The sequence below is a fragment of the Lacticaseibacillus absianus genome (assembly GCF_013407595.1).
GTDB lineage: Bacteria > Bacillota > Bacilli > Lactobacillales > Lactobacillaceae > Lacticaseibacillus > Lacticaseibacillus absianus.
Genome location: NZ_JABEKX010000002.1, coordinates 1,060,601 through 1,080,439 on the forward strand (window position 1 = coordinate 1,060,601; position 19,839 = coordinate 1,080,439).

27 protein-coding genes and 1 tRNA gene are annotated in these 19,839 nt (G+C 54.7%); 1 reads left to right on the plus strand and 27 read right to left on the minus strand.

What is annotated here, in order from left to right; translation table 11 throughout:
* Positions 1–30: 30 nt before the first annotated feature.
* On the minus strand, positions 31–708 hold the full coding sequence (locus HII33_RS10410) for a hypothetical protein (protein ID WP_179395722.1): 678 nt from the start codon (positions 706–708) through the stop codon (positions 31–33).
* Between the two features lie 70 nt (positions 709–778).
* On the opposite strand from HII33_RS10410, the gene HII33_RS10415 reads away from it, so the two are divergent.
* Positions 779–852, plus strand: a tRNA-Arg gene (locus HII33_RS10415).
* Positions 853–1,108: 256 nt separating this feature from the next.
* Here HII33_RS10415 and HII33_RS10420 read toward each other — a convergent pair.
* From HII33_RS10420 to HII33_RS10550, 26 genes are all read right to left on the minus strand, one after another.
* Positions 1,109–2,185: a GH25 family lysozyme gene (locus HII33_RS10420; RefSeq protein ID WP_179395723.1), complete on the minus strand. Its 1,077-nt coding sequence runs from the start codon at positions 2,183–2,185 to the stop codon at positions 1,109–1,111.
* Positions 2,182–2,571, minus strand: a complete 390-nt coding sequence (locus tag HII33_RS10425; RefSeq protein ID WP_179395724.1) for a phage holin family protein — start codon at positions 2,569–2,571, stop codon at positions 2,182–2,184. Before HII33_RS10425 ends, HII33_RS10420 begins: the two co-directional genes overlap by 4 nt.
* 41 nt (positions 2,572–2,612) lie before the next feature.
* Entirely contained in the window at positions 2,613–2,756 is a 144-nt protein-coding gene (locus HII33_RS10430; RefSeq protein ID WP_179395725.1) for a hypothetical protein, read from the minus strand.
* Positions 2,753–3,040 (minus strand): phage infection protein, encoded by a 288-nt coding sequence (locus HII33_RS10435; RefSeq protein ID WP_179395789.1) that lies wholly within the window; start codon positions 3,038–3,040, stop codon positions 2,753–2,755. Before HII33_RS10435 ends, HII33_RS10430 begins: the two co-directional genes overlap by 4 nt.
* 5 nt (positions 3,041–3,045) lie before the next feature.
* A complete protein-coding gene (locus tag HII33_RS10440; RefSeq protein WP_179395726.1) occupies positions 3,046–5,529 on the minus strand; it encodes a phage tail spike protein in 2,484 nt (827 codons plus the stop codon).
* Positions 5,529–7,031 carry a distal tail protein Dit gene (locus tag HII33_RS10445; RefSeq protein ID WP_179395727.1) on the minus strand — a complete coding sequence of 501 codons (1,503 nt, stop codon included), beginning with the start codon at positions 7,029–7,031 and terminating at the stop codon, positions 5,529–5,531. The genes HII33_RS10440 and HII33_RS10445 overlap by 1 nt, the downstream gene beginning before the upstream one ends.
* Positions 7,028–9,118: a phage tail protein gene (locus tag HII33_RS10450; RefSeq protein ID WP_179395728.1), complete on the minus strand. Its 2,091-nt coding sequence runs from the start codon at positions 9,116–9,118 to the stop codon at positions 7,028–7,030. Before HII33_RS10450 ends, HII33_RS10445 begins: the two co-directional genes overlap by 4 nt.
* Positions 9,118–9,492 (minus strand): DUF5361 domain-containing protein, encoded by a 375-nt coding sequence (locus tag HII33_RS10455; protein WP_179395729.1) that lies wholly within the window; start codon positions 9,490–9,492, stop codon positions 9,118–9,120. Before HII33_RS10455 ends, HII33_RS10450 begins: the two co-directional genes overlap by 1 nt.
* A gap of 11 nt (positions 9,493–9,503) precedes the next feature.
* A complete protein-coding gene (locus HII33_RS10460; protein WP_179395730.1) occupies positions 9,504–9,767 on the minus strand; it encodes a hypothetical protein in 264 nt (87 codons plus the stop codon).
* 2 nt (positions 9,768–9,769) lie between these two features.
* Complete coding sequence (locus tag HII33_RS10465) at positions 9,770–10,345, minus strand: phage tail tube protein (protein ID WP_179395731.1); 576 nt, start codon at positions 10,343–10,345, stop codon at positions 9,770–9,772.
* A 12-nt stretch (positions 10,346–10,357) separates the two neighbouring features.
* On the minus strand, positions 10,358–10,693 hold the full coding sequence (locus HII33_RS10470) for a hypothetical protein (RefSeq protein WP_179395732.1): 336 nt from the start codon (positions 10,691–10,693) through the stop codon (positions 10,358–10,360).
* Complete coding sequence (locus tag HII33_RS10475) at positions 10,694–10,930, minus strand: hypothetical protein (protein WP_179395733.1); 237 nt, start codon at positions 10,928–10,930, stop codon at positions 10,694–10,696. It abuts the gene before it with no gap.
* A complete protein-coding gene (locus HII33_RS10480) occupies positions 10,923–11,261 on the minus strand; it encodes a hypothetical protein (protein WP_179395734.1) in 339 nt (112 codons plus the stop codon). Before HII33_RS10480 ends, HII33_RS10475 begins: the two co-directional genes overlap by 8 nt.
* Positions 11,248–11,643, minus strand: coding sequence for a phage Gp19/Gp15/Gp42 family protein (locus tag HII33_RS10485; RefSeq protein WP_179395735.1), 396 nt, complete (start codon positions 11,641–11,643; stop codon positions 11,248–11,250). The genes HII33_RS10480 and HII33_RS10485 overlap by 14 nt, the downstream gene beginning before the upstream one ends.
* A gap of 4 nt (positions 11,644–11,647) precedes the next feature.
* A complete protein-coding gene (locus tag HII33_RS10490) occupies positions 11,648–11,947 on the minus strand; it encodes a hypothetical protein (protein WP_179395736.1) in 300 nt (99 codons plus the stop codon).
* A 1-nt stretch (position 11,948) separates the two neighbouring features.
* Positions 11,949–12,848, minus strand: coding sequence for a phage major capsid protein (locus tag HII33_RS10495; RefSeq protein ID WP_179395737.1), 900 nt, complete (start codon positions 12,846–12,848; stop codon positions 11,949–11,951).
* Between the two features lie 3 nt (positions 12,849–12,851).
* The gene (locus HII33_RS10500; RefSeq protein ID WP_179395738.1) at positions 12,852–13,328 is read right to left on the minus strand and encodes a capsid assembly scaffolding protein Gp46 family protein; all 477 of its coding nucleotides are present in this window, start codon (positions 13,326–13,328) and stop codon (positions 12,852–12,854) included.
* A 65-nt stretch (positions 13,329–13,393) separates the two neighbouring features.
* A complete protein-coding gene (locus HII33_RS10505; protein ID WP_179395739.1) occupies positions 13,394–14,791 on the minus strand; it encodes a terminase in 1,398 nt (465 codons plus the stop codon).
* 87 nt (positions 14,792–14,878) lie between these two features.
* Positions 14,879–15,082 (minus strand): hypothetical protein, encoded by a 204-nt coding sequence (locus HII33_RS10510; protein ID WP_179395740.1) that lies wholly within the window; start codon positions 15,080–15,082, stop codon positions 14,879–14,881.
* Positions 15,082–16,095, minus strand: a complete 1,014-nt coding sequence (locus HII33_RS10520; protein WP_246287371.1) for a hypothetical protein — start codon at positions 16,093–16,095, stop codon at positions 15,082–15,084. Before HII33_RS10520 ends, HII33_RS10510 begins: the two co-directional genes overlap by 1 nt.
* On the minus strand, positions 16,095–17,375 hold the full coding sequence (locus HII33_RS10525) for a phage portal protein (RefSeq protein ID WP_179395741.1): 1,281 nt from the start codon (positions 17,373–17,375) through the stop codon (positions 16,095–16,097). The genes HII33_RS10520 and HII33_RS10525 overlap by 1 nt, the downstream gene beginning before the upstream one ends.
* A 137-nt stretch (positions 17,376–17,512) precedes the next feature.
* Entirely contained in the window at positions 17,513–17,848 is a 336-nt protein-coding gene (locus HII33_RS10530) for an HNH endonuclease (protein WP_179395742.1), read from the minus strand.
* Positions 17,829–18,062, minus strand: coding sequence for a hypothetical protein (locus tag HII33_RS10535; RefSeq protein ID WP_179395743.1), 234 nt, complete (start codon positions 18,060–18,062; stop codon positions 17,829–17,831). Before HII33_RS10535 ends, HII33_RS10530 begins: the two co-directional genes overlap by 20 nt.
* A 535-nt stretch (positions 18,063–18,597) precedes the next feature.
* Positions 18,598–19,044 carry a sigma-70 family RNA polymerase sigma factor gene (locus HII33_RS10540; RefSeq protein ID WP_179395744.1) on the minus strand — a complete coding sequence of 149 codons (447 nt, stop codon included), beginning with the start codon at positions 19,042–19,044 and terminating at the stop codon, positions 18,598–18,600.
* Between the two features lie 213 nt (positions 19,045–19,257).
* Entirely contained in the window at positions 19,258–19,599 is a 342-nt protein-coding gene (locus HII33_RS10545) for a hypothetical protein (protein WP_179395745.1), read from the minus strand.
* Positions 19,599–19,839, minus strand: a 241-nt coding sequence (locus HII33_RS10550; RefSeq protein WP_179395746.1) for a hypothetical protein, incomplete at its 5' end; no start/stop codon positions are given. The genes HII33_RS10545 and HII33_RS10550, both read right to left, overlap by 1 nt.

Genomic DNA, 19,839 nt, shown 5'->3' on the forward strand with positions numbered 1-19,839 from the left:
AGCGCCCGCCGCGCAAGTTTGACGCTTCCCTCACCACAACCTGACCAGCCAGTGGGTCAGCGCACTGAGCCCCACCAACGCCACGCAGACGCCCCCTGCAAGGTGGTTGACCGCCACCCACACGCTCAAGCTGCCCGGCATCAGCCACAGTGCGAGGCCGAACCCGACACTAACGGTGAGCACGGTCACTGGCAAATGGCGCAACATCTGTTTGAAGTCGACACCCGAAAGGCTCGCGCCCAAAGACAGCAGCGCAGTGACCACCCCCCAGGCGCACACCCAAGGCAAGTCTGGCCGCAGTGTCGCCCACCCGAGCGCCGGCCAAGCCACCCCGCCCCACCAAGCACGCTTGGCCAAGGTGATGATCACGAGGCTCGCCCCCCACACTGGCGCCCCGGCAGCCCAAAAGAGTCCAAACTGCGGCCACCACGCCCCGCGCCGGTACTGGAAAGTCACGTGTCCGGCGCTTGTCGCGTTTTCACGCAGCGAGAATGCGGCGACCTTCAACCCGAACAAGCGACCGACCACCGCGTGGGCCGCCTCGTGAAACCACAGCCCGGGACGGGCCACCCATAGCTGCGGGCTCGCCGTCTGGGTGCGGTTCACCAACCGCTGCAACGTGCGCCCGTTCAGCCATGTCAACAGCGCGGCTGACGCAAGCAACCACGCGAAGCTACCCCCAACAGTTTGCAGCCAAAGTTTGATCATCTGCGGCCTCCTTCAAAATCGACGCGCTTTATTGCGCGAATTATTGATAACTCGTATAATGAGAAAGTTCGCGATAGTAGCTCACCTGGATAGAGCAATGGTTTCCTAAACCATAGGTAGAGGGTTCGAGTCCCCCCTGTCGCAGTGAATAGCAATTTATGGACATTATAGGCCAATCAAACCCCGCTGTAACGGGGGTTTTGTTTTAGGGTCAATGCGGGATTTTTAGCGCGTCCGGTTTTCGTCCGGTCTCCAAGTGACGTTTTTCGGGATCGTGACCGGACGAAGACCGGACGGACAGCTGCGCCCCTTGGCGCACAAGGGATACAGCGTTTCGATATTTTTTTGCCACGCAAAAAGGCCCACCCTACCGAAGTAGAGTGAGCCAAGATTGATGAGCCTACTTGAAGTTCCCCCAGTACGAGGTCCGTTTCGTGCCAGATGCGGTCCCGGTCGCGATGTAGCCGTAGCCAGTCGCGCGCTTCTGCCGAATGACGACGTAGCCATTGAAGTAACCGTAGGCGTTGTACTTGATCTCATGACCTGAGTGCATCAGTGCGATCTTCTGGCCAGTGAGTGGTGCCGAGCGCAGCCAGATCTGCTGGTTGGCGCCCAGGGTGAAGGTGCCGTTCTGCGCGTACCAGACACCGGCCTTCTTGCCGGTCGGCGCCGGGGCGGGCTTCGACGCTGCGGGCTTACTAGTAGCCCCGAGCTGGCGGTTGACCTCGGCCTGCACTGCGGCGTACTGCGATCCCAGGGCCGCCTTGCGCGCATTGCCACTGCCATACTTGCCCGAGATCACTTCGGCTGCAAGCTGAGCAACCGTCTTCGTTGGCACCGGACTTGGGACGGGTGCAATCGCCTTACCGATGAACTTTTCCCAGCTTTCAAGCGGCATGTTCGAGATGCTCATATCCTTCGTCCCGTCGCTGGACGTGAACTGCCACAACGTATAGGTTGGCCACGGTGCAGTCGAATACGGGAACTTTGTCGGAACGGTGAAAGTCGGGTACATCTTCTTGGTGCCAGGGTAGTACGGGTACCCAGCGAACCACAGGCCGCACAGATCCTTGACGTTCGCACACTCGCGCGCCCCGTCTGCCCCGGTGTACAGCAAGCACCACTGACCGGTCAGCTCATGCACCCGTGTCACGAACTGCTTGACCCAGTTGGCGTTCTTGCCGTATGCCGCGTTCTGGTAGCCTTCCCAGTCGATGGCCAGCAACGCTTCCCCAACATAGTTCTTGATGTTACTGATAAAGTAGTTGGCCTCGGCCACCGGGTCGCCGCCACTGGCGTAGTGATACAGACCCAGCTTCTTGCCCGCGGCCTTGGCTGCGGCGTACTGGCCGTTACACTTCGGGTTGACGTAGGTTGTGCCCTGCGTTGCCTTGATGATCACAGCGCCAATCTGGGGCAGTGCTGCGGCATCGATCGTATCGTGAGACGACACATCTGCTACGAAAAAGTTTGTCATTTTGGTTCCCCCTTCTTAGTCGTATCACTTGGATCAACCGAGTCGTGAAAGACGTCAAGGTACTTTGCTAGCGGACCAACGTTGACCCCCATTGCTGTCACATTTTCCATGATTGAGCCGAACTCGTAGGTCATCAGGATCAGTGTCCAGATCAAGCCGACGTTAACTGGCATGCTTAGCCCTGCCATCGGTGCCACATGGTCGACCGCGGACGCAACGATAATCGTCAGCATTGTGACAAACTTGGTCATCAGCCCCTGCAAATTGACCGCGGACTTCCATCGGTGTGCTTTCAATGCCTTCGCGTAGCCGGTGACTAAATCGATGCCAACCATTGCGAGCCACCAGCCCATCAGCGGTTGCCCGCCACTAAATAATTGTTGCATTAGGCTTTCGCCTCCTTTTGTGATTGCAAATAACAATAGATTCACTTCTCTCCATCAAAATAGGCGTCCTGCTCGGCCGCCTTCGTAATCTCTTCGTATTCGGCTTGGTTGATCGTTAGCCCGACGAAAGGCTTAATGTCGATCCCCCAGGCGTAGAACTGTTTCGCCTGCTCGTATGCTGTCATGCTTTTGCCCCCTTAAGCTTTGCAACCTCAAGTGACAGGGCCGCAAGCATCAGCTGCTCAGGTGTGGGCTGCGGCTTGGCTGCTTCTTTAATCTCGTTGAGCTTGGCTTGGTCAACTACGATTGCGTCGTCTACCAACTTGCTGGCCCCTAGCACGATCTTGTCGAGTTCGGTCTTTGATAGCTCAACGGCATTGGTCGTGTCGAAGGGCGTGTGCCACTCGCCATGATCGAAGTATTCTTGCTGGTAGCCGATGATATAGCCATCATCGTCTGTATTAAGCATAACTTTCACTGTGCATACACCTCTCTCAAAACCCAACTGTTCGATCCGTTGACATTGTTTGCAGTATAACCAGTCAGCGTCGTCATTGTGCAGTAAAGATATTTGCGTGACTCGGTGCCCCCAGAAGCGGTAGACAGCATAGTCACAATACCCTGACCGCCATGGTTTTGGACCCACGCCTTAGGGATAAACAAGCTATTCCAATCCGAATCTTTGACCACGCCTGCCTGGTAGTAGTCCCACATGATCACCCAACCTTCCGAGCAGTCATTAAGAGAAACATTAGGCGTGACTGTTTGACCTGCCTGCATGTACAGAGCTCCTTGCCATAATAGTTTGCCACTGTTGTTGAGTCTGGCTAGCATGGGCGCATCTAGATTTCCAGCATACAAGGTGTTACCCTCTCGGTGCCGCAAAACGACACCGGGCTGGAACCCCGCAGACAGCATAGCAAAGTTCGTCTCAACTCCTGAGGTGTTGAGTGACTGCATGGAAAATCCTTGAGTCGGGTCATAAAGAATTTTCTGGGTGCCAGTCTTTGTCACCTTGTCCGCTGCATATACGGTGTCAAGACCCTGAACCTGGCCGTCTTTAAGTGCCAGAGTCCCCGAGTGATAAATATATGTCGGATCCCCCTCAGCGCCCACGTCCTCCGGCACCAGCTCGTATGAGTTGGTAAAATCTGACCCAATGAAGTGCATCCCCTGGAACGTCTTCCCGACGAAGGTCTCTGCAGCGATCGTCGAGGCGTCCACAGGTTTTGCAGTCCATGAGGTGCCGTCATACAGATAGTAGCCAGTGACAATCCCCTTCGCATCAGTCAGCCAGTGGATATCATCTGACTTCGGACTGGCGGGATAAGCGGGGCCTACGGTCACGACAGGGACATTTTCGGCCCCGTCCTTACCATCCTTCCCATCCTTACCGGGATCACCCTTTTCCCCTTTCACCAGCTGCCACTTATAGCTTGCCGGATCCGTGCTGTCAGCCTGCGTATAGTCGCTGTAGGTTCCCAGATACGCCTTACCCGTCGCATCGGTGGTCGAGAAGTCCAACCCGGCCATACTGTTTGCATAGGCCTTGTGGAAATACGGGGTTCGACCATCTTTCCCGGCCTCACCTGACTCTCCGTCATTGCCATCCTTGCCGGCGGGGCCGACAACCTTCACCCACTTGCCGGCGTAGTCGGCAGGCTCGTCAGACGGCACCGAAGTATTGCCATAGACGACCGCCATATATGCTTTGCCAGCTGGTAGCGCACTCAGACCAGTACCCTGATCGTCGTCCGCATATCGGACCCAGGGGTAGTACTGCACCGTCTTAGGGATCCGCTTGATCTGATCAGCTAGGTCTTGCAGGGCTGGATCGATCTGCGAGGCCTCAATCAAGTAGTCGCCAAACGTAGCGGTCCGTGTGCCTTCCGAGTAGCTAGTCTCAAGCTGGAGTAGCCGAGCCGAAAGATTCAGCCCTTGTTCTTCGTCGACAAGATGCACCGTGTCGCCGACCATAACGTTATCGGGCAAATCAACGAGATCCACTTCGTAGTTCACCGCGGCGTGATTATACTGCTTGAGGTCAGCCAATGCAGACTGAAGCAGTGTTGCCTGTGTCACCGCTTCGTAAGGCCTAGATCTCTGAATGTGGTGATTGTTCGGGTTCGGGTTGTCATTTGACAGTGCTCGGCTCCACAGCTGCACCGCTACGGTGTCTCGCAGGACACCATCTGCGCCCAACACAAAGCGACCATCCGGATCAGTCCACTTGTATCCCTTCAAATTGATTGGGGTGTCCTTTCCTTCTGGCGTGCCACCAGTCGGGCTGATGGAGGTGCACAAATCGTAGATATTGGATATCGTCACAATTTTGTTGATGTGAGTATTGACCTCCAGCCGCTGCCCTTTGTCGGCGCCAATGTGATGATAGATGTCGATGTAGCGTTTGACCACCTGAGTGCCCGTGATCTCAAAACGAAAGTCCAATTCCGCATCAAACTGGGTCGCCACACTCTCGACCCGGGCCAGTGCGGTTTCTTCCTCGGACTCCCACTTGAGCGTGCGCGCTTGGCCCGCAAGTTCGTTGACACCAATTTCAAAGCCTGAGTCCGCAGTAAATCGATGGATATAATCCGCGATCGACATTGCCTTGCTGGCAGTGTAGCTACCTACCGTCTCGTTGATCAGGTCAATTCCACCGTTTTCAGCGGCGAAGTCCAGCGTCCCAGCGAGTGGGTCTAGTGTCGCTTCCATAATGGTCATGAAGACATAGCGTCCGCGGTTATCTTGATACAGCATGTAATTGCCCGTCGTACCAGCCGTGGTCACTAACGCAAGCTGATCTGACGTAAAGTAGATCGTGCCACCATAGGTTCGACCAACGGATTGAGGCACCATTTCCGTGTCAGTATCGCCGCCAATGGTCAATGGACCAGACCCGCCCGCCGTAGCAATCGCCAGAAGGTTGTATTTTCGATCCGTGATGTAAACGTCCACTAATACCATGCCTCCCTGTACTCAACCTTTGCTTGAAACGGATCAGCCCACTCAGACGCCACCGGCTGGATGATGGTCTCGCCAGCAGGAAGCAGGAAGCTTTCCCACTGATCACCCACCGTCTGTAAAGTAGCGTCCTCAATGCCGTTCACATAAACTCTCTTCTGGCCTACGTCTGCCGTCACTACATCACCAGCCGCAAATCTATTTGGCAAATCCTTCCAGTAGTCCACGTTAACCCAGTCAAATCGGGTGTTGTTTAGTGCCATCAGCACGTGCTCTTTGTCGCGGTACCGCTCAAACCAAGCTGAGTAGCCATCGACCGGTAAGTCTGAAATGTTATCCAGCGTGAAGGACTTAATCACTGACCGGTCCAATCCATTGGCTGTTCCAGACTGAGCCTGTGCGACGTGACCAATCTCAAATTGCACAACACTGCCCAGCTTCGAAATCGTTACCTGCTTATAACCACCCTTACCGACCTGTGCCTTAGTCAGCGAAAACTCAGCGTAAACTTTATCTCGAATCCACAGCTCGCATTTGTACTGCTCTTCCGAGGCGGAGCTGTCGCGGATCACGAACCCATAGGCAACTTCGTCGCCGTTTTGCAGATTTATCTCGAGACGTCCCTGCTTCGTTACGCTGGACTCGAAGTAAAATCGCGTGCGAAAAACGAAGTTGTCAGTCTTACTGCCCGCGCTGTTGACGCCGATCGGTAAGAAGACAGACGGGCCGCCCCAGTCACCTGTGTTGCCGTTTGCGAAATAGGGCACCGCCGATTGACCGCCTGTGTAATCTACCTTGTAGTCAATTCGACCCTGTTGCTTGTTGGGGCGCGAAACATCGCCATTGTAATTCGGGTAGTTGGTGGCAGCAGCGTTGTAGATCACACCGGTCGGCTCAGCTGCGTAGCTGACACTCAATGGCCGCTCGGATTTTTGCTTAGTGACCCCGTCCAGCTCATCAGGTGACCCAAACTGAAGCGCCCCACCCCGATCATTCGTCCATGCGACCAACCCGTTTTCACTGGTCATAGTGGCCGTTAGGATAGGTGCCGTCGGGGCGGTGCCGGTGTTGGACATAGTGATAGGTGCGCCACTAGTGCCGGTGGCTACACTTGTGTCAATCGCATGAGCCACGCCGTCTGGCACCTTGAACGTGATGTCGAATTCACCGTAGCTGTATGTCTCAGACATTGATACCTGGCCGTCCGTGATTGCCAGGTAGTAGAGCCCAGGTTCATCGCTAAAGGTCAGCATCGCAGGTTCCGACGTGGTCAGTGCCCGCGCGATTGCACGCCGCTTCGATGGCATATCATCAATGATGGTAGCCGCAACCTTAATCGTCGCCATGTCCGCGGTCAAGCGCATGAACCGGCGCCCATTCGAGACACCCACCTGCTGGAACGTGCCAGTGCGGTTGGGGCCGATGTCACGGGTGACTTCTGTAGTGATCAGCATCGTGCTCATGTCAGTTCCGTTGAATGTCCACGTATATCTCATCGAATTCCCCCCGCTCTGTTCTTGAGTCGCTTCAACCGGTCAATATCGACACGAATGACTGGCGCAATTTCGCGGCTGACCTTCTTGCCGTCGATGTTGGCGTCCACATGAAGCTCCAAGACGTCGCCGGTGGTAGACGCCGACGCAGCTCCCGAAGAAGCGGCCTGATATGTCGCGCTCGCGGCGCGAAACGACAGTTGCTGTACTGCCGAAGTGGCCAGACTTCCAGTCGTGCCGTAGTCCATATTCAAGGACGGTACCCGGTCTTGAATGCCAGCACCTAGGGACTGCATCGCATCGTAGGCAGAGCCGGCGTACCGCTCAATGCCGACGCCGAGACCCTCGACCAGGTAGCGGCCAATTTCGTCTCGCATCACGCGCGACGGCGAGTGAATCTTGAAGAATGACTTCAGGCTGCCTAGGACTCCCTTGCCGAAACCTTGAATCTTGCTGATGATCCATCCCGCCATGTTTGAGATCCCTGACCATAAGCCCTTAATAAGGTTCTTGCCAACATCGAGAAGGTTGATCTTCTTCAGGCCGTTGATGATGGACGTGCCAATCTTTCCGACTTGTCCGACCAGCTTCGGCATGCTCTTAATCAGCCCTGCAATCAGTGACAAAAGCAGCTTCCCACCCATGACAAGGATTTGCGGCAGGTGTTGGACTACTACCGCCAGAAACTGTTTGATTAACGTTGCTACTGCGCTGATCAGCTTAGGCAGCCGTTGGAGAATACCGGAAACTAGTTGACCAAGAATCTGCATACCGGATTTTGCATACTTCGGGTAGTTGGCCTCCAGTACATTCAGAAATCGAGCCACGGCAGAGATTGCGCTCTTGCCGATTGCAGGTAGATTCTTGATGATGCCGTCGACTAGGCCTAGCAGCAGGTCTTTCCCCGCGTTGAGAATCTTTGGCAGATTTTGCATAAGAAATCCAATGAACATAATCACCATGCTGCTTGCCGTAGAAATCAATTGTGGGAGCGACTGCATAATGCCATTCGCAATGTTGGTCAGAATTTTTACACCGGCACTCAAGAACGTCGGCAGCTTTGCTGCAAGCCATTCCTGAATTGCGAATTGGATATCCCCTAGGCGTGAGATGAACTCTGGCATTCCAGTCGTGAAACCACTGGACAACTGCGACAACAGTTTCATGCCAGCAGCGATGAACTGCGGCGCCGCCGTCTGAACGAACGTCACAACGGCCCCAGGCAGTGCCTTCAGAATGTTGGTGACCATCGGAATGAAGTTCTGGAACAGGAACGTCGACACGGTTCCCGCTAAAGCTTGCAAGTCAGGTCCGATATCCATGCCAAGAGACAGCTTACCCAAGACGTTAGACGCCGCGGCCTTCATCGAATCGAACGATCCGGAGAAAGTGCTGGCAGCTTCCTTCGCCGTGGTACCCGTAATGTTCAGCTTGCCCTGAATAGCGTGAATCGCCGAGTAGACGTCGCTCAGGTTGCTCATGTTGTACTTCACGCCGGTAATCTTCGTGGCGTCGGTTAGCAGGCGCTTCATTTCATCCTGCGTCCCGCCGTAGCCCAGCTTCAGGTTATCCAGCATCGTGTAGTTTTGCTTCGCGAAACCTTGGTAGGCGTTCTGGATGTCGCCGATGTTGGAGCCCATCTTGTTCGCGTTGTCCGACATGTCGACCATCGCCATGTTGGCCTTGTCGGCGGCCTTTGCGGTGTTTCCGCCCATCGACTGCAACAGAGACGCCGAGAACGACGTGACGTTCTCCATGTAGTCGTTGGCGGATAGCCCGGCTGTCCGGTATGCCTGGTTGGCGTAGTCCTTAACCTTGTCAGCGGAACTCTTGAACAACGTCTCAACACCGCCGAGTGACTGCTGCAACTTGGCGCCTTCCGCCAGTGAGGCCGAGATGGTCTTCACCATCACCGCACCAGCCGCAGCGGCACCGGCCGCCACCGCAATCTTCATGCCAGCGCCAATCTTGCCGCCGGCACTCGTACCGGCTGATTCTGCCTCAGGATCCAGCTGCTTCTTCAGCATCCCCGAGATGCCTTTAGCCGATGGCATGATCTGCACATAGGCTTGTCCTAGTTCGGTTGCCATTAGCCACCGCCTCCTTCAATCAGTTTTCGTCTTGCTTGTTCGAACTCCTCGCCAGAGGTGAAGACGACCTCATCGCGCTGCGGCTGCTCCTGGGCCCCGAACAGCGCGCTGACAATCGAGTTTGGTCGGTTCTTACCGGATTGGCCGTCCTCGGTCTTCGACCACAGCAGCAGGCTCACGGCGTCCGTAATTTGCGCCATCAGCAGTGTGTCGGTCGGCACAACCTGGTCAGACATGCGCATCTTGATACGCGAATCGTCACGAAGTCCACATGCAAAAACAGCCGCCGCGTTTAGCGGCAGCTGTCGGTAGTCCAGGATGTGATAGGTCTCGGCCAGGTCGCAGACGAGAGCATCCTCGTCCACTGCCAGCATTCTGGCGAGGATTAGGAGTTTTTTACTGCGCCCTGGCGTTCGAAAATTTCTTTGAGCTCGTCAGTCATCCGATCAGCCGGAACGACGCCAGACTCGGTGCGCACATGGTCCTTCAGTGCCTTGGTCTGTTCGGCACCCAGCAGCATCTTGACCGCACGCACCAGCGCCGCTGGGCTCTCATCGAGTTCTTCAAGGACTTCGAGAAGCTCGTAGTTGTTCACCCGATCATCGCTGATTTCGTACTCGAACCCAGTGCTTGTTTTACCTTTGAGCATTATTAATCCCCCGTATTAGTTGCAGGCGTTGGCTTACCGATGTACTCGTAGTGCGAGTTACCCGACCCATCTGGCAGCGCGGCCAGCGTGGTCTCGTAGCCCACGGCGTCCTCGTCACCATACTTGACCTCGCCCAGCTCGGATACCTGGCCAGATGGAATGACAATTCGCTTGAGCACCCCACCCTGCAGAATCACATCCACGACCAGTACGTGCGCCGGCAGAGTGGCGTTATTCGCCTTGATGGTAATTCCGGTGTCCAGTGTGCCGATGACGTTGTCTGGCCCGTACACTTCCTTGAGAACATCGACGTTCAGCGCTTCAATCAGGGTGTAAGTAAACTCATCGGTCTTCTCCTTCTGGACGACGGCAACGGTGTCACCACCCCAAGCGGTGATCTTATCGGACGAAGGCGTGTTCTTGTTGGTCAGCCCGTCATCGGACACGTAGCCCAGACTCTTGAACTCCGCGCTCAGTTCGGACACTGCATCGGTTGGCAGTGTCGTCCCGAGTGGTGCGGAATAGATTGCCCCGCCAACTTTCGGCTTGGCGGTTGATACATTTTTTGCATCAGACATGTGTATCGCTCCTTAGTAGTACCCGATATCAAAAACGGCTTGGTATCGGTACTTTTTTGTCGTTGTGTCCGTGAAGTTGTAGTCGCTGTTGAGGCGCACGGACGCCACCTCTGGCAGCTCAATCGCATCTGCTACCGCTGCCTTCACCTGCTCGTTCAGCTGTGCTGCATCGAGCATCGACGGCGCATAGCTCTGGAATGCGAACGTACCGGTTGCCAAGTGATTACGCATAGCGCCACCGGTTCGCTCAATCAGCACATACGAGTCCTGATCAGGCTCTGGCTTTTCAAAAAAAGACGGTACCGCTAAGTGACCGTCCAGGTACTGCTTCAGCACTGTCTCAATCATCTAGCGCACCGCCTTCAAAAGTGTGTTGTTCTTCATGTTGTCGCGCCGCGCCTCGAAGCTGTCCGCTGACACCATCGCGTTAGCACGGTTCTTGCCGACGAAGATGTCCTGCTTGTAGCCGTCGCCAACGCGGCTGCGGATGGCGCTGGCTTGTTCCTTCAAGACGGCCTGCATCTCCGGCGACCGCAGCAGTTCGCGCACGGCGCTGCGGTTAAGCACGAACCCTTGTTTAGGCATAGCGCTCCACCGTCACTTTCTTGTTCCAGTCCAGTGGGATCAGGCCTTCGATGCCTTCGAGCGGAATGCCGAAGACACGCCAGCGCTGGCCAAAGAAGCGCACCTCTTTGTCCTCCCAGTCGTGCGTGTCACCCTTGGGAATGGCTAAGGTGTACACGGCTTTTCGACCGGTGAGGTCAAGCTCGCTGACGGCGTCTGTGGCCGTTGTTGGGGCGACCAGCACATTCTCGACGCTGACCTCGGAGTCCTGGTATACCTGGTGTCCAAAGGCGTCGAACCCATCTGGCACCTTATCAATCAAGGTCACGGTGATTCCTTTAATCTTCGCCATAGAAATCAATCACCCCGTATCGCTGCCGACGCAAACCGAGACGTGCCAGCTCAGTGTTCTTGATGAATAGGCCGCCGCCTGGTACTAGGTAGGATCCTGACCAGGTGTAGCCCATCGCGCCTTCCGATGCTTGTGTCATCGGCTCTTGATCAGTCGACGTCATCAGCGTTCGTGCGACAACGTCCACGGCAACAGACTTAACAACGCTGGCAAAGCTGGGCCGCTCATCTACCATCGCATCAAGATCCTTTCCGACCTTGATAGCTTCCTCTCGCAATGCGTCAGATACCACGCTCAGCAATGCAGTCGCACGTTCTGTCTCGTCTTGCTTGAGTGGCCGCCATAACGTTGTCAGATCATCCACAGTCGCAAAGTCGGTCATTGTATCACTTCCTAATCATTAGGTCGTATAGCTCTTGCTTTTTGGCGGTAGCGCTGTATGCAATACCCATGGCATCAAGCTCTTGCTTGATTTGCTTAACGGTCACGCTGCCAACACCATCCCCAGCAGGCTTTTCAGTCTCCTGCCTCTTAGCTGCCTTAGCCGCTTCCGCTACTTTTGGGGCAGACTTAACTAGTTCCGGCTTTTTTGCAACGCCCCCCGGTTGCACCAATACCCAATCGCCACCGCCAATTGCAGAGCTAGTCGTAATCACGGCACCAGTCTTACTATTGCGGTATTTCATACTATTCGCCCGTGGTTGGCTTCTTGATGCGAGCGAAGCTAGACGCGTCCAGAATGCCCCAGCCCAAGTATGTCTCGGAACGCAGGTAAACCTGGTTGTAACCCTTCAAGTCCTGGCCACTGTTGTCTGGATCACCGTACTGGATAACTTCCAGCGGAATTTCCTTGGCGTATCCCCACTTGAACATGTTAGCGAAGTCACCGATGATGGCCACATCGTCGGTACCAGCAGTGACCGTGGAGTTGATGTCAGCAGGCAGGCCGTTGATGCTGCCAGGGTTGGCTCCCCATGCTAGTTCTGGGAACAGGCGGACGTTGGTCGTGTCACCGGTGCGCATTGCGGCCAGAGCGGCGGAGAATACTGGGTCCAGTGCCATGCCGGTAACAGTACCTTCCGCACCTTGAATCATTGCCACAGCAGCTTCAACGTTTTGGTCCGGGTTAGCCGCGGTGAAGTCAACGGTCTGTGCTACCTTCTTGTCGAAGTGGTTGTCGCTAATCACGGCAGAGGCAGTCTTGGAGCGTGGGTTCAGGCCGTGGAAGGCCATGATGTCCAGGCCACGGGCCAGTTTCTTCGCATAGCCATCGTTGAAGGCCTTGATGATGTCAATCTGGTCTTCTTCGGATGCATACAGAAACTCATCAGAGACCCGAGCGCCGTATTCAACTTTGATTGGTACGATGGTCAATGGATCTACGGTTACGCCGCCGTGGGTCTTCTTGCCGTTCTCGGCAACGACGTCGATGTCGGAATCCATCGTGAAAGTAAATTCCTTCTGGCCGTTGAAGGCGACGGGTGCTTGCGGTGCCAGAACCGCCAGAGAGCTCTTGCCCTTGACTTTGTTGATCAGATCGGCGACCAGGGTTGGGTCAAACAAATTTCCTTTAGATAAAGTAGACATATTCTATTCTCCTTCTGTTTTTAAACCATCAAGTAACGATTTATAAGCGCTGTTCTTGCCACCCGCCTTTGAACCCATATCTGGATCCTTGAGCGGTGTGGTCGGTTGTTTACCTACGAATGCAGCCAACCGCTCCGCATCAGCCTGCATACTCTTTTCGTCATCACCCACAAGTCGGTCTGCTAGTTCGTATGGCAGGCCATTTTGAAGAGCGATTTTAGTGCGCAAACTGGCAGTCTTGAATCCAGCCACCTGACCGTTCAAATCGGCAATAGTCGCTTCTGTCTTGCTGGCTTCTTCCTTAGCCTTTTCAGTGATGCTCCGAAGTGTGCCATTTTCAGCTTCGAGTTTCTCGGCCTTGGCCTTCAATTCATCAAAACCGCCTAGCTTGGCTTCAAAAGATTCCTTTTGTCGGGCGAGCCGCGCCTCAATGATTTTATTCAAGTCTTCCTGCGATTCAATTGGTGTAAATTCTGACATTGTAAACGTCCTTTCTCCCACTTACCCGGTGGTATCGGTAATCAAAAAGGATCCCACTCGGGATCCTAATATCGAACAATCTGCTTCTTCTTGGGTTTCACATTGCTGCAAGCCCAATGTGCCAGCAAAGCACTATCCATAAGACTGATATCCATATCGTCAAACTGAGACTTGTAACCGAAGCCGCCATTAGAGCCAATGTTGCGCTTCGCGCAGTTAGTCGCAACCGCCGTGAGTGATGGTTGGCCATTGTGCCGAACCGTTTGCTGGTAAATGGCTTGCTCCCACCCCGCATTGGCGCTGATGATTTCCTTCACCGTTGGCAGAATAGGCTCTTTGAGACCAAAGTCCTTCATGTCTTTTGCTAACAGGTTCTGGCCGCTGGCACCGTCAATCACGACTGCTGCCACATCGGCATGCTTCAAGAAGTTGATGATCCAGTGATCACCCTCGCGCACGGAACGGCAGTCGATGGCCTCGACGAAGATGCGCCGGGACAAAGTACGAACCGCCACGCTCATCGAGACGTTGGTGCCGTCGTTGCCGTACTTGATGCCGACGAACACCTTGCCATGGAACACCGGCAAACAGTGCACCTTGAGCGCGTTCCATTCATTCTCGGAGATGGCTGACTTCTGATTGTACTTAATCCATAGGCCAAGCCGCTGAATGTTGAAGTCAATCTTGTCTGGCCCCACTTCGTCTTGAATGGAGCGCTCTGTCATGATGGTGCCCAGTGACGGATTGCACAGATACCACAATTCGCGGTCGTTGACGTCTGATTCATCCTCGACGCCCCACTCGGCCCAGCCGACATTGTCTGGGTGCTGTTCAAGCGCGCGGTTGCGCATTGAAACGAACACAGTGCCGCTTGATAGCGGCGTCGGAGGTGTTCCACAGAACACTGTCTGCGGGTTCTTGGAGTCGGAAACGACGTACTTGAGCGCTGACTCTTGATCGGTGGTGTACTCCTGCGCCTCATCGACCACAAGCAGGTCAAAGCCTTCGCCAAGGCCACCGGTAGATGTCCGAGTGCGAAACTCAACCCGGCCGCCGGTACTTGGCAGCTCAATTCGCTCGCGGCCAACGGCTTTGAGCGACTCATACTGCACATGCGACTTATCCAGGATACTCATCAGCCGCTCCCAGGAGGAATGACTGGTGGTCGTCCGGTGCGCGGTGTGCAGGACCTGCTCGCCATCAAACAGCGCGTAGAGCTCACGGATTACGACGACTTCGTTCTTACCATTACGACGTGGCAGCGAGTAGCCAAACTTTGTGTGCGTCCACAAATTGTCGCTATTCACCGCAAGGATATGCTTGGCTAATTCCAGCTGCCACTCCTGGGCCTTGCGCCCAGAGGCTTCGTAGTGATCAATTGCTTGACGATATTTGCTATCAGTATACGGAAGAATTACCGACTGAGTAGGATGCTGATTACCAAGTCTGACTTGGATAGTCATGGATATCCTCCTCCAATCCCGCAGTTTAGCGACTTGCTTGGGTCGTGGTGAGAGTACAAAAATAGCACTCAGCTTAATAGCCAGGTGCTACATCGTTGCTAGCACATCCATGATGCTTTCAGCCATCGTACCAATGGGAGTTGGCTCATAGTCTTTATCGAACCCCTCGGTTTGGAGAAGTAGCGACACCTTATCATCAATCAGGTCAAGGTCATCGTCGCTAAGCGGCTTGCTGAAGTCGATGCTGATTTCGTGCTTGAGCATGAAATCAATCTGCTCTTTAGTGAACACTACTCCTCACTTCCTTTCGAGTATTTTCGTCTCTTTCGTGAGCTGGTTTGATATGTGGTGATAACTTTGTTTGTATCCGGGTTCATGACTACTGTAGTCTTTTCGCCGATATGCTTCTGCGCATGGCGTCCCAGCTTGTCGGTCTCAATCGGAAAAACCTTGATCGGATGTGCGAGTGCCTCAGCAATGTCTTTGTCGTTGATGTCACGCTCACTTTGCCGAACTCTACCATGCTTGGACTTCACAAACTTCCGGCCACTCGGCAGTTTTACCAGCTGCTTCCTTGCCTCAATTTTAGCATCTTTCTCCGGGTCCTTCCATTGCTTAGACCAAACATCTTGGTGTTTCCCGGTGCCCGGATTGTACTCCACTATGCACCGGTCGTTTTCATGGCGTCGATATACGTCCTTCGGAACATCCGGATACTCGTATACGCCCGCTTTCTCACGACACCACGCACAACCCTTTCCGACAAGGCTTCGAGTGATTCTCGGGTGTAGTCCAACTTTGTAGTGAAGCTGAGCATTGGCCTTTACCGCATCATCAACCACGCTTTGGCTAAAATTCACGACCGGCTCTTTTAGCATCCAGGCCACATCGTCGAAATTCGCTTCACTATCGAGTCGATTCACGAGCCCAGCAACACGGTCCTCATTGAACGCCGGGGTCTGCACCTTTAGACCAATGCCGGCCTTTTTGTTCAACTGTCCTTGCACATCATCGGTAAATCCAGTGATCAAGTCATGGTTCTTCTTCAATGCCGAGCCCAGAATGCGTTGCCCGATATTGTAATACATGCGGCCATCCGGTAGCACAGATGAACTAATGTTGTCGCCTAGCACATCCCCCAAAATCTTCCCGATTTCGATGGCAAACTTATTGGCGTCTAGGTATGTCGCCTTGTTGTTCTTCGCCGCCTGTAAAAGCACGCGTAGGATGGTGCTCTGGTTGGCCTTAAGGTCGAATTGCTGATTGATGGTCTCCAGCAGTGCTGGAACAATGTCGTCGTCCACTAACCCTCACCGCCTTCGGGAGTATAAGGAGCAACCAACGGCGCGGGAGTGTCGGCACCCTTGATGCCAGTCAGGTCATGAATGGCATTTGCGTCAAGGAACCCTGGCAAGGCCTGATTGAGTTTGATGGCGCCATCGCCAATTAGTGTCAACGTATTGGCATCGGGTTCAAACAGCGGCTCCCACTTCGGCGTAGTGTTGACGAATTGGCTTCGCTTGTACTGATAGTCGTCACGCAAGCACGCGGCCAGATACGCCACATTCAACAGTCCAGACCCGAGCGACCGCTGGGCCTTCCGACCAGCAAGCCGTAGGTTCTCATGGCTGGCCTTGATGGCCTCAACAGAAGACGGATTCTCCGACACAAAGCCAAGGTCATCTAAGGTCAGCCCAGTCTCACCGGCGAATCCAGCTGCGGCAGTCCGTAGTTGCTCGGTGAAAGGCGACATGGACACGGTCGTAAACTGGCCCAGCTTAGGCGCATCCCCGTCCTCGTCCTTGCTGAACTGAAGCATCGAGGAAACCGTGGCCTTCCATGTGTCCAGTGGCTCTGCATCATTGCTCAGGCCAACGACGTACTTCTGCGGGAATGAGTAGAACTCGGCCGTGATATCGGAACGCTCAAGCGTCCGCTTGGCGTAACTCTGATAGTACATCCCCGCCCGAGTGATGCGGGACCGGCCAAACGGTCGGACCGCGTCAGGTCGATGAATGATTGGCACCAGTAGCGGGTGACCGGCTGGGTTTGCAACCGAGAAGTCCGCAATGTCTGGATCAGCGTAATGGATATCAGTTTGTTCTGGCGTAAAGTACCCTTCTACGGTGACAGATCCCTTATCGTCACGAGCGAGTACCGCATATCCCTCCGTCAACATGCCGGTGATTGGATCGATAATGCCGGTCGCATTACTGGCCTCGATCACCTGCAGCCGCACCTCACCGTCTTCGCCTTTTGACACGTAGATGAAGGAACAGGAAGCAATGAGCGCGGAGAGCACAGCCGAATCAAAGAACACGTCTGGATTGTTTGCCTGAAAAATCTCGTTGACTTCAAAGTCGTCATTGGAAAACTCACGAAATACCAACCGGTCAGCTAGACTATCAACGCCTTTAGCGCACCACCCCAGAACCGACCGATAGCGCATACGAATCTGTGGTGGAATGGTAATCCCGACTTCCGACTCCTGATATTTCATTGCGTACTGCTTATAGCGCAAATTGACGCGTGATTGGTGTTGCGCTAACTTTACGCGCATATATCCGATCCCTTTCAAGGCCATGCAATCAGCTCCTAACATGATAGCGTGAGAAAAAATGTACAGTGACGGCGTGAATGACGGAGACAGACCCGGGGAGGGGGCTATCCCCCCCTCTAAGCCACCGAAAACTCCTCCGAGTGTTATCCATCCAGATTGCCCTAAGACCTGTAAGAGGCCCAATTTATGCTTTGTGGAAGGTTCCTGTTTCCTAGCACCTTTGGCTCCTCTTGTGGCTGCTTGAACAACTTGTCAGACTTCTGCCGGTTGCAGGTCCAGTGGGCCAGCTGCAGGTTGCTGATGTCTGACGGGTGCCCGCCTTTGCTGACCGGGATGATGTGGTCAATGACCGGGCTCATCGGGTCCGGCGCCTTGAGCGACTTATCCACCGGTCGTCCACAGATGCCGCACGTGTTCTGGGTCTTTAAGATGATCTTCTTGTTCTTGTCGAAGGCGACGCGGTGGGCGCCCTGGCGATCAGCTCTCATGCTTGTCATATACCTCCACGATCTCGACTACATGATCAGCAGGCACGAACCACTCCTCGCCGTCGCCGATCAGGAAGAACATAAACTGAATGCGAGTGCCGTGACCCATCAGCGTGCGAGTTGACTCAGGCATCGTAACCATGCGCTTCTGCAGCTCGCTCTCGGTCGGTTCCTTAGCGCTCTCGCCCCAGTAGGAGACGCGATACTTCCGGTCGCCAGTCATCGATCAGCCTCCGCTTTTTCATTGCAACCATCAAAGTCGCAGGTCTTTCTCTTGTCGTCCATGACTTGACCTCCCGAGTGCAAAGTAATGGCGCCGCAAGCCGTAGCTCCGACGCCGTGTATATGCTGAGGCCTTACGGTTTTCCGCCCGCGGCCGCTGTTAGAACAAAACTTTTGCGCGCTACAGTTTTTTGAGGAAGGCATTCACATCCTTCTCAAATTGTTGGGCACCGCGCGCCGGGTGCGACGACTACCGACCCTTTGACAGGTCAGCAGCCAGGAGTCGCCGGTTTCCGCCGGCTGGAAAACAAATATGAAGTTCCGGGGCGGGCTACCCCGGAATGTGGCCACCCGGAGTCAAACCGAGATCGTGTTCGTGCGCGTCCGCACGCCGCTCTGTCATTTAGCTATGGCCACCGGCGACAATCATCAAGCAGCAACCCCGCCTCTTGTGTGATTATCACGTTATTAGAATATCGCCTTTTGTCGACTATTTCCCTGTATCGCAGTAGTACCACAACTTTACATTGACAAAACTAGTAATCTAGTCTATCTTCCAGCTCTCTTTTACTCTTCTCCCACTCGTCAAGCCAATCCAGCCGCCGATGAAGCTCGGCGTGGCGCTTGGCCACGGTGTCGGTCGAGTAGTGAAGTTTCGCCGCGATCACCTCGAGCGTGAGACCGTCGATGTACTTGTACCTGAGGATCTGGTTGTCGGTCTCGTCGAAGGTGTCGATCAGTTCCAGCAGCTGGCGCTTCTCTTGCTCGCAGGCGTCGAGCTTCTGCTGCAGGGCTTCGATCTCATCTCCAGCGACGCCGGCCCGGGTGCCTTGGCCATGGATATGCAGCCGGCTTAGATCGCCGTTGCTCCATCGATCAGCCTCGGCGGCGGCCTTGCGAATCTTCCACTCGAAGTACCTGGTCTCCTGCTCGAGGCCGAGATAGTCTTGCAGCCACTCGAACCTGCTCTGATGCTTTTCCACTTCGGCCACCCCTTATGCTAAGATTGGTTTGCTGATCAATCTCGGGCTGCCTTCGGGTGGCCCTTTTTGTGTCATCTGCCGCGACCGGGTAAGCCCCACCGGGACGATGGCCCCTTATGCTGGTACTGGGCCTCGCCGGACAGAATCTTGGCCATGTTGGCCTCGCGGCTCTCCGCTTGCTTGCGGCGGCGCGCTTTCAGTCGCTGGCCTTTCTTACCCATGACTAACACCCCACGATGCACGAATCCTGATACTTGAGTACGGGCTGCCGATAAGCGGCTTATGCGGAACTTGCTCACGCTTTAGCTGCACGTCCGGGAACTCCTGCTTTAGTCGCTCAAAAAATCTAACATCAGCCATCCGCCGCTTTTCGTAAGGGTCTCGGCGATCTGGATAGGTATCGGAATACTCGTCAAAAATGAGCAGTCCCGTGAATCCCTTCATCGCCGCATCCATCATGTGCTTTTCTGGATTGTACTTTTTGAGCCAGCGGTTGAACCACTTATCAAAGCTCTGCTGATCTGCTCGCCGTAACTTCTCTTCTAGGTTCGCCATTACTCACCCTCCACCGGCAGCTCGGTCTGCCCGTCCGCCTCTTTGCCCTTGCCGTCCAGATCGAGTTCGGTCTGCCCAGGCACAAAGGTCAGCTGCATGGTTCCCTTGAGCACCTTGGCGAAGCCATCGCGCTTACCTTCAAGCTCCTTCGACGGGATGCGCACCTTGAGCTCCATCACCTGGTCGTCGTTGACGGTCTTCTCGGTGGCGGTGAGTACGGTGCCGGTTACCTTGATGCTG

Bases quoted from the DNA above. Each gene is read 5' to 3' on its own strand.
- HII33_RS10410 (WP_179395722.1), bottom strand. From the start codon at position 708: ATGATCAAACTTTGGCTGCAAACTGTTGGGGGTAGCTTCGCGTGGTTG.
- HII33_RS10460 (WP_179395730.1), bottom strand. From the start codon at position 9,767: ATGCTCAAAGGTAAAACAAGCACTGGGTTCGAGTACGAAATCAGCGAT.
- HII33_RS10480 (WP_179395734.1), bottom strand. From the start codon at position 11,261: ATGGCGAAGATTAAAGGAATCACCGTGACCTTGATTGATAAGGTGCCA.
- HII33_RS10485 (WP_179395735.1), bottom strand. From the start codon at position 11,643: ATGACCGACTTTGCGACTGTGGATGATCTGACAACGTTATGGCGGCCA.
- HII33_RS10420 (WP_179395723.1), bottom strand. From the start codon at position 2,185: ATGACAAACTTTTTCGTAGCAGATGTGTCGTCTCACGATACGATCGAT.
- HII33_RS10470 (WP_179395732.1), bottom strand. From the start codon at position 10,693: ATGATTGAGACAGTGCTGAAGCAGTACCTGGACGGTCACTTAGCGGTA.
- HII33_RS10435 (WP_179395789.1), bottom strand. From the start codon at position 3,040: ATGCTTAATACAGACGATGATGGCTATATCATCGGCTACCAGCAAGAA.
- HII33_RS10500 (WP_179395738.1), bottom strand. From the start codon at position 13,328: ATGTCAGAATTTACACCAATTGAATCGCAGGAAGACTTGAATAAAATC.
- HII33_RS10455 (WP_179395729.1), bottom strand. From the start codon at position 9,492: ATGCTGGCAGTGGACGAGGATGCTCTCGTCTGCGACCTGGCCGAGACC.
- HII33_RS10530 (WP_179395742.1), bottom strand. From the start codon at position 17,848: ATGACAAGCATGAGAGCTGATCGCCAGGGCGCCCACCGCGTCGCCTTC.
- HII33_RS10525 (WP_179395741.1), bottom strand. From the start codon at position 17,375: ATGGCCTTGAAAGGGATCGGATATATGCGCGTAAAGTTAGCGCAACAC.
- HII33_RS10505 (WP_179395739.1), bottom strand. From the start codon at position 14,791: ATGACTATCCAAGTCAGACTTGGTAATCAGCATCCTACTCAGTCGGTA.
- HII33_RS10545 (WP_179395745.1), bottom strand. From the start codon at position 19,599: ATGGCGAACCTAGAAGAGAAGTTACGGCGAGCAGATCAGCAGAGCTTT.
- HII33_RS10445 (WP_179395727.1), bottom strand. From the start codon at position 7,031: ATGAGATATACGTGGACATTCAACGGAACTGACATGAGCACGATGCTG.
- HII33_RS10495 (WP_179395737.1), bottom strand. From the start codon at position 12,848: ATGTCTACTTTATCTAAAGGAAATTTGTTTGACCCAACCCTGGTCGCC.
- HII33_RS10425 (WP_179395724.1), bottom strand. From the start codon at position 2,571: ATGCAACAATTATTTAGTGGCGGGCAACCGCTGATGGGCTGGTGGCTC.
- HII33_RS10450 (WP_179395728.1), bottom strand. From the start codon at position 9,118: ATGGCAACCGAACTAGGACAAGCCTATGTGCAGATCATGCCATCGGCT.
- HII33_RS10535 (WP_179395743.1), bottom strand. From the start codon at position 18,062: ATGACTGGCGACCGGAAGTATCGCGTCTCCTACTGGGGCGAGAGCGCT.
- HII33_RS10465 (WP_179395731.1), bottom strand. From the start codon at position 10,345: ATGTCTGATGCAAAAAATGTATCAACCGCCAAGCCGAAAGTTGGCGGG.
- HII33_RS10490 (WP_179395736.1), bottom strand. From the start codon at position 11,947: ATGAAATACCGCAATAGTAAGACTGGTGCCGTGATTACGACTAGCTCT.
- HII33_RS10475 (WP_179395733.1), bottom strand. From the start codon at position 10,930: ATGCCTAAACAAGGGTTCGTGCTTAACCGCAGCGCCGTGCGCGAACTG.
- HII33_RS10430 (WP_179395725.1), bottom strand. From the start codon at position 2,756: ATGACAGCATACGAGCAGGCGAAACAGTTCTACGCCTGGGGGATCGAC.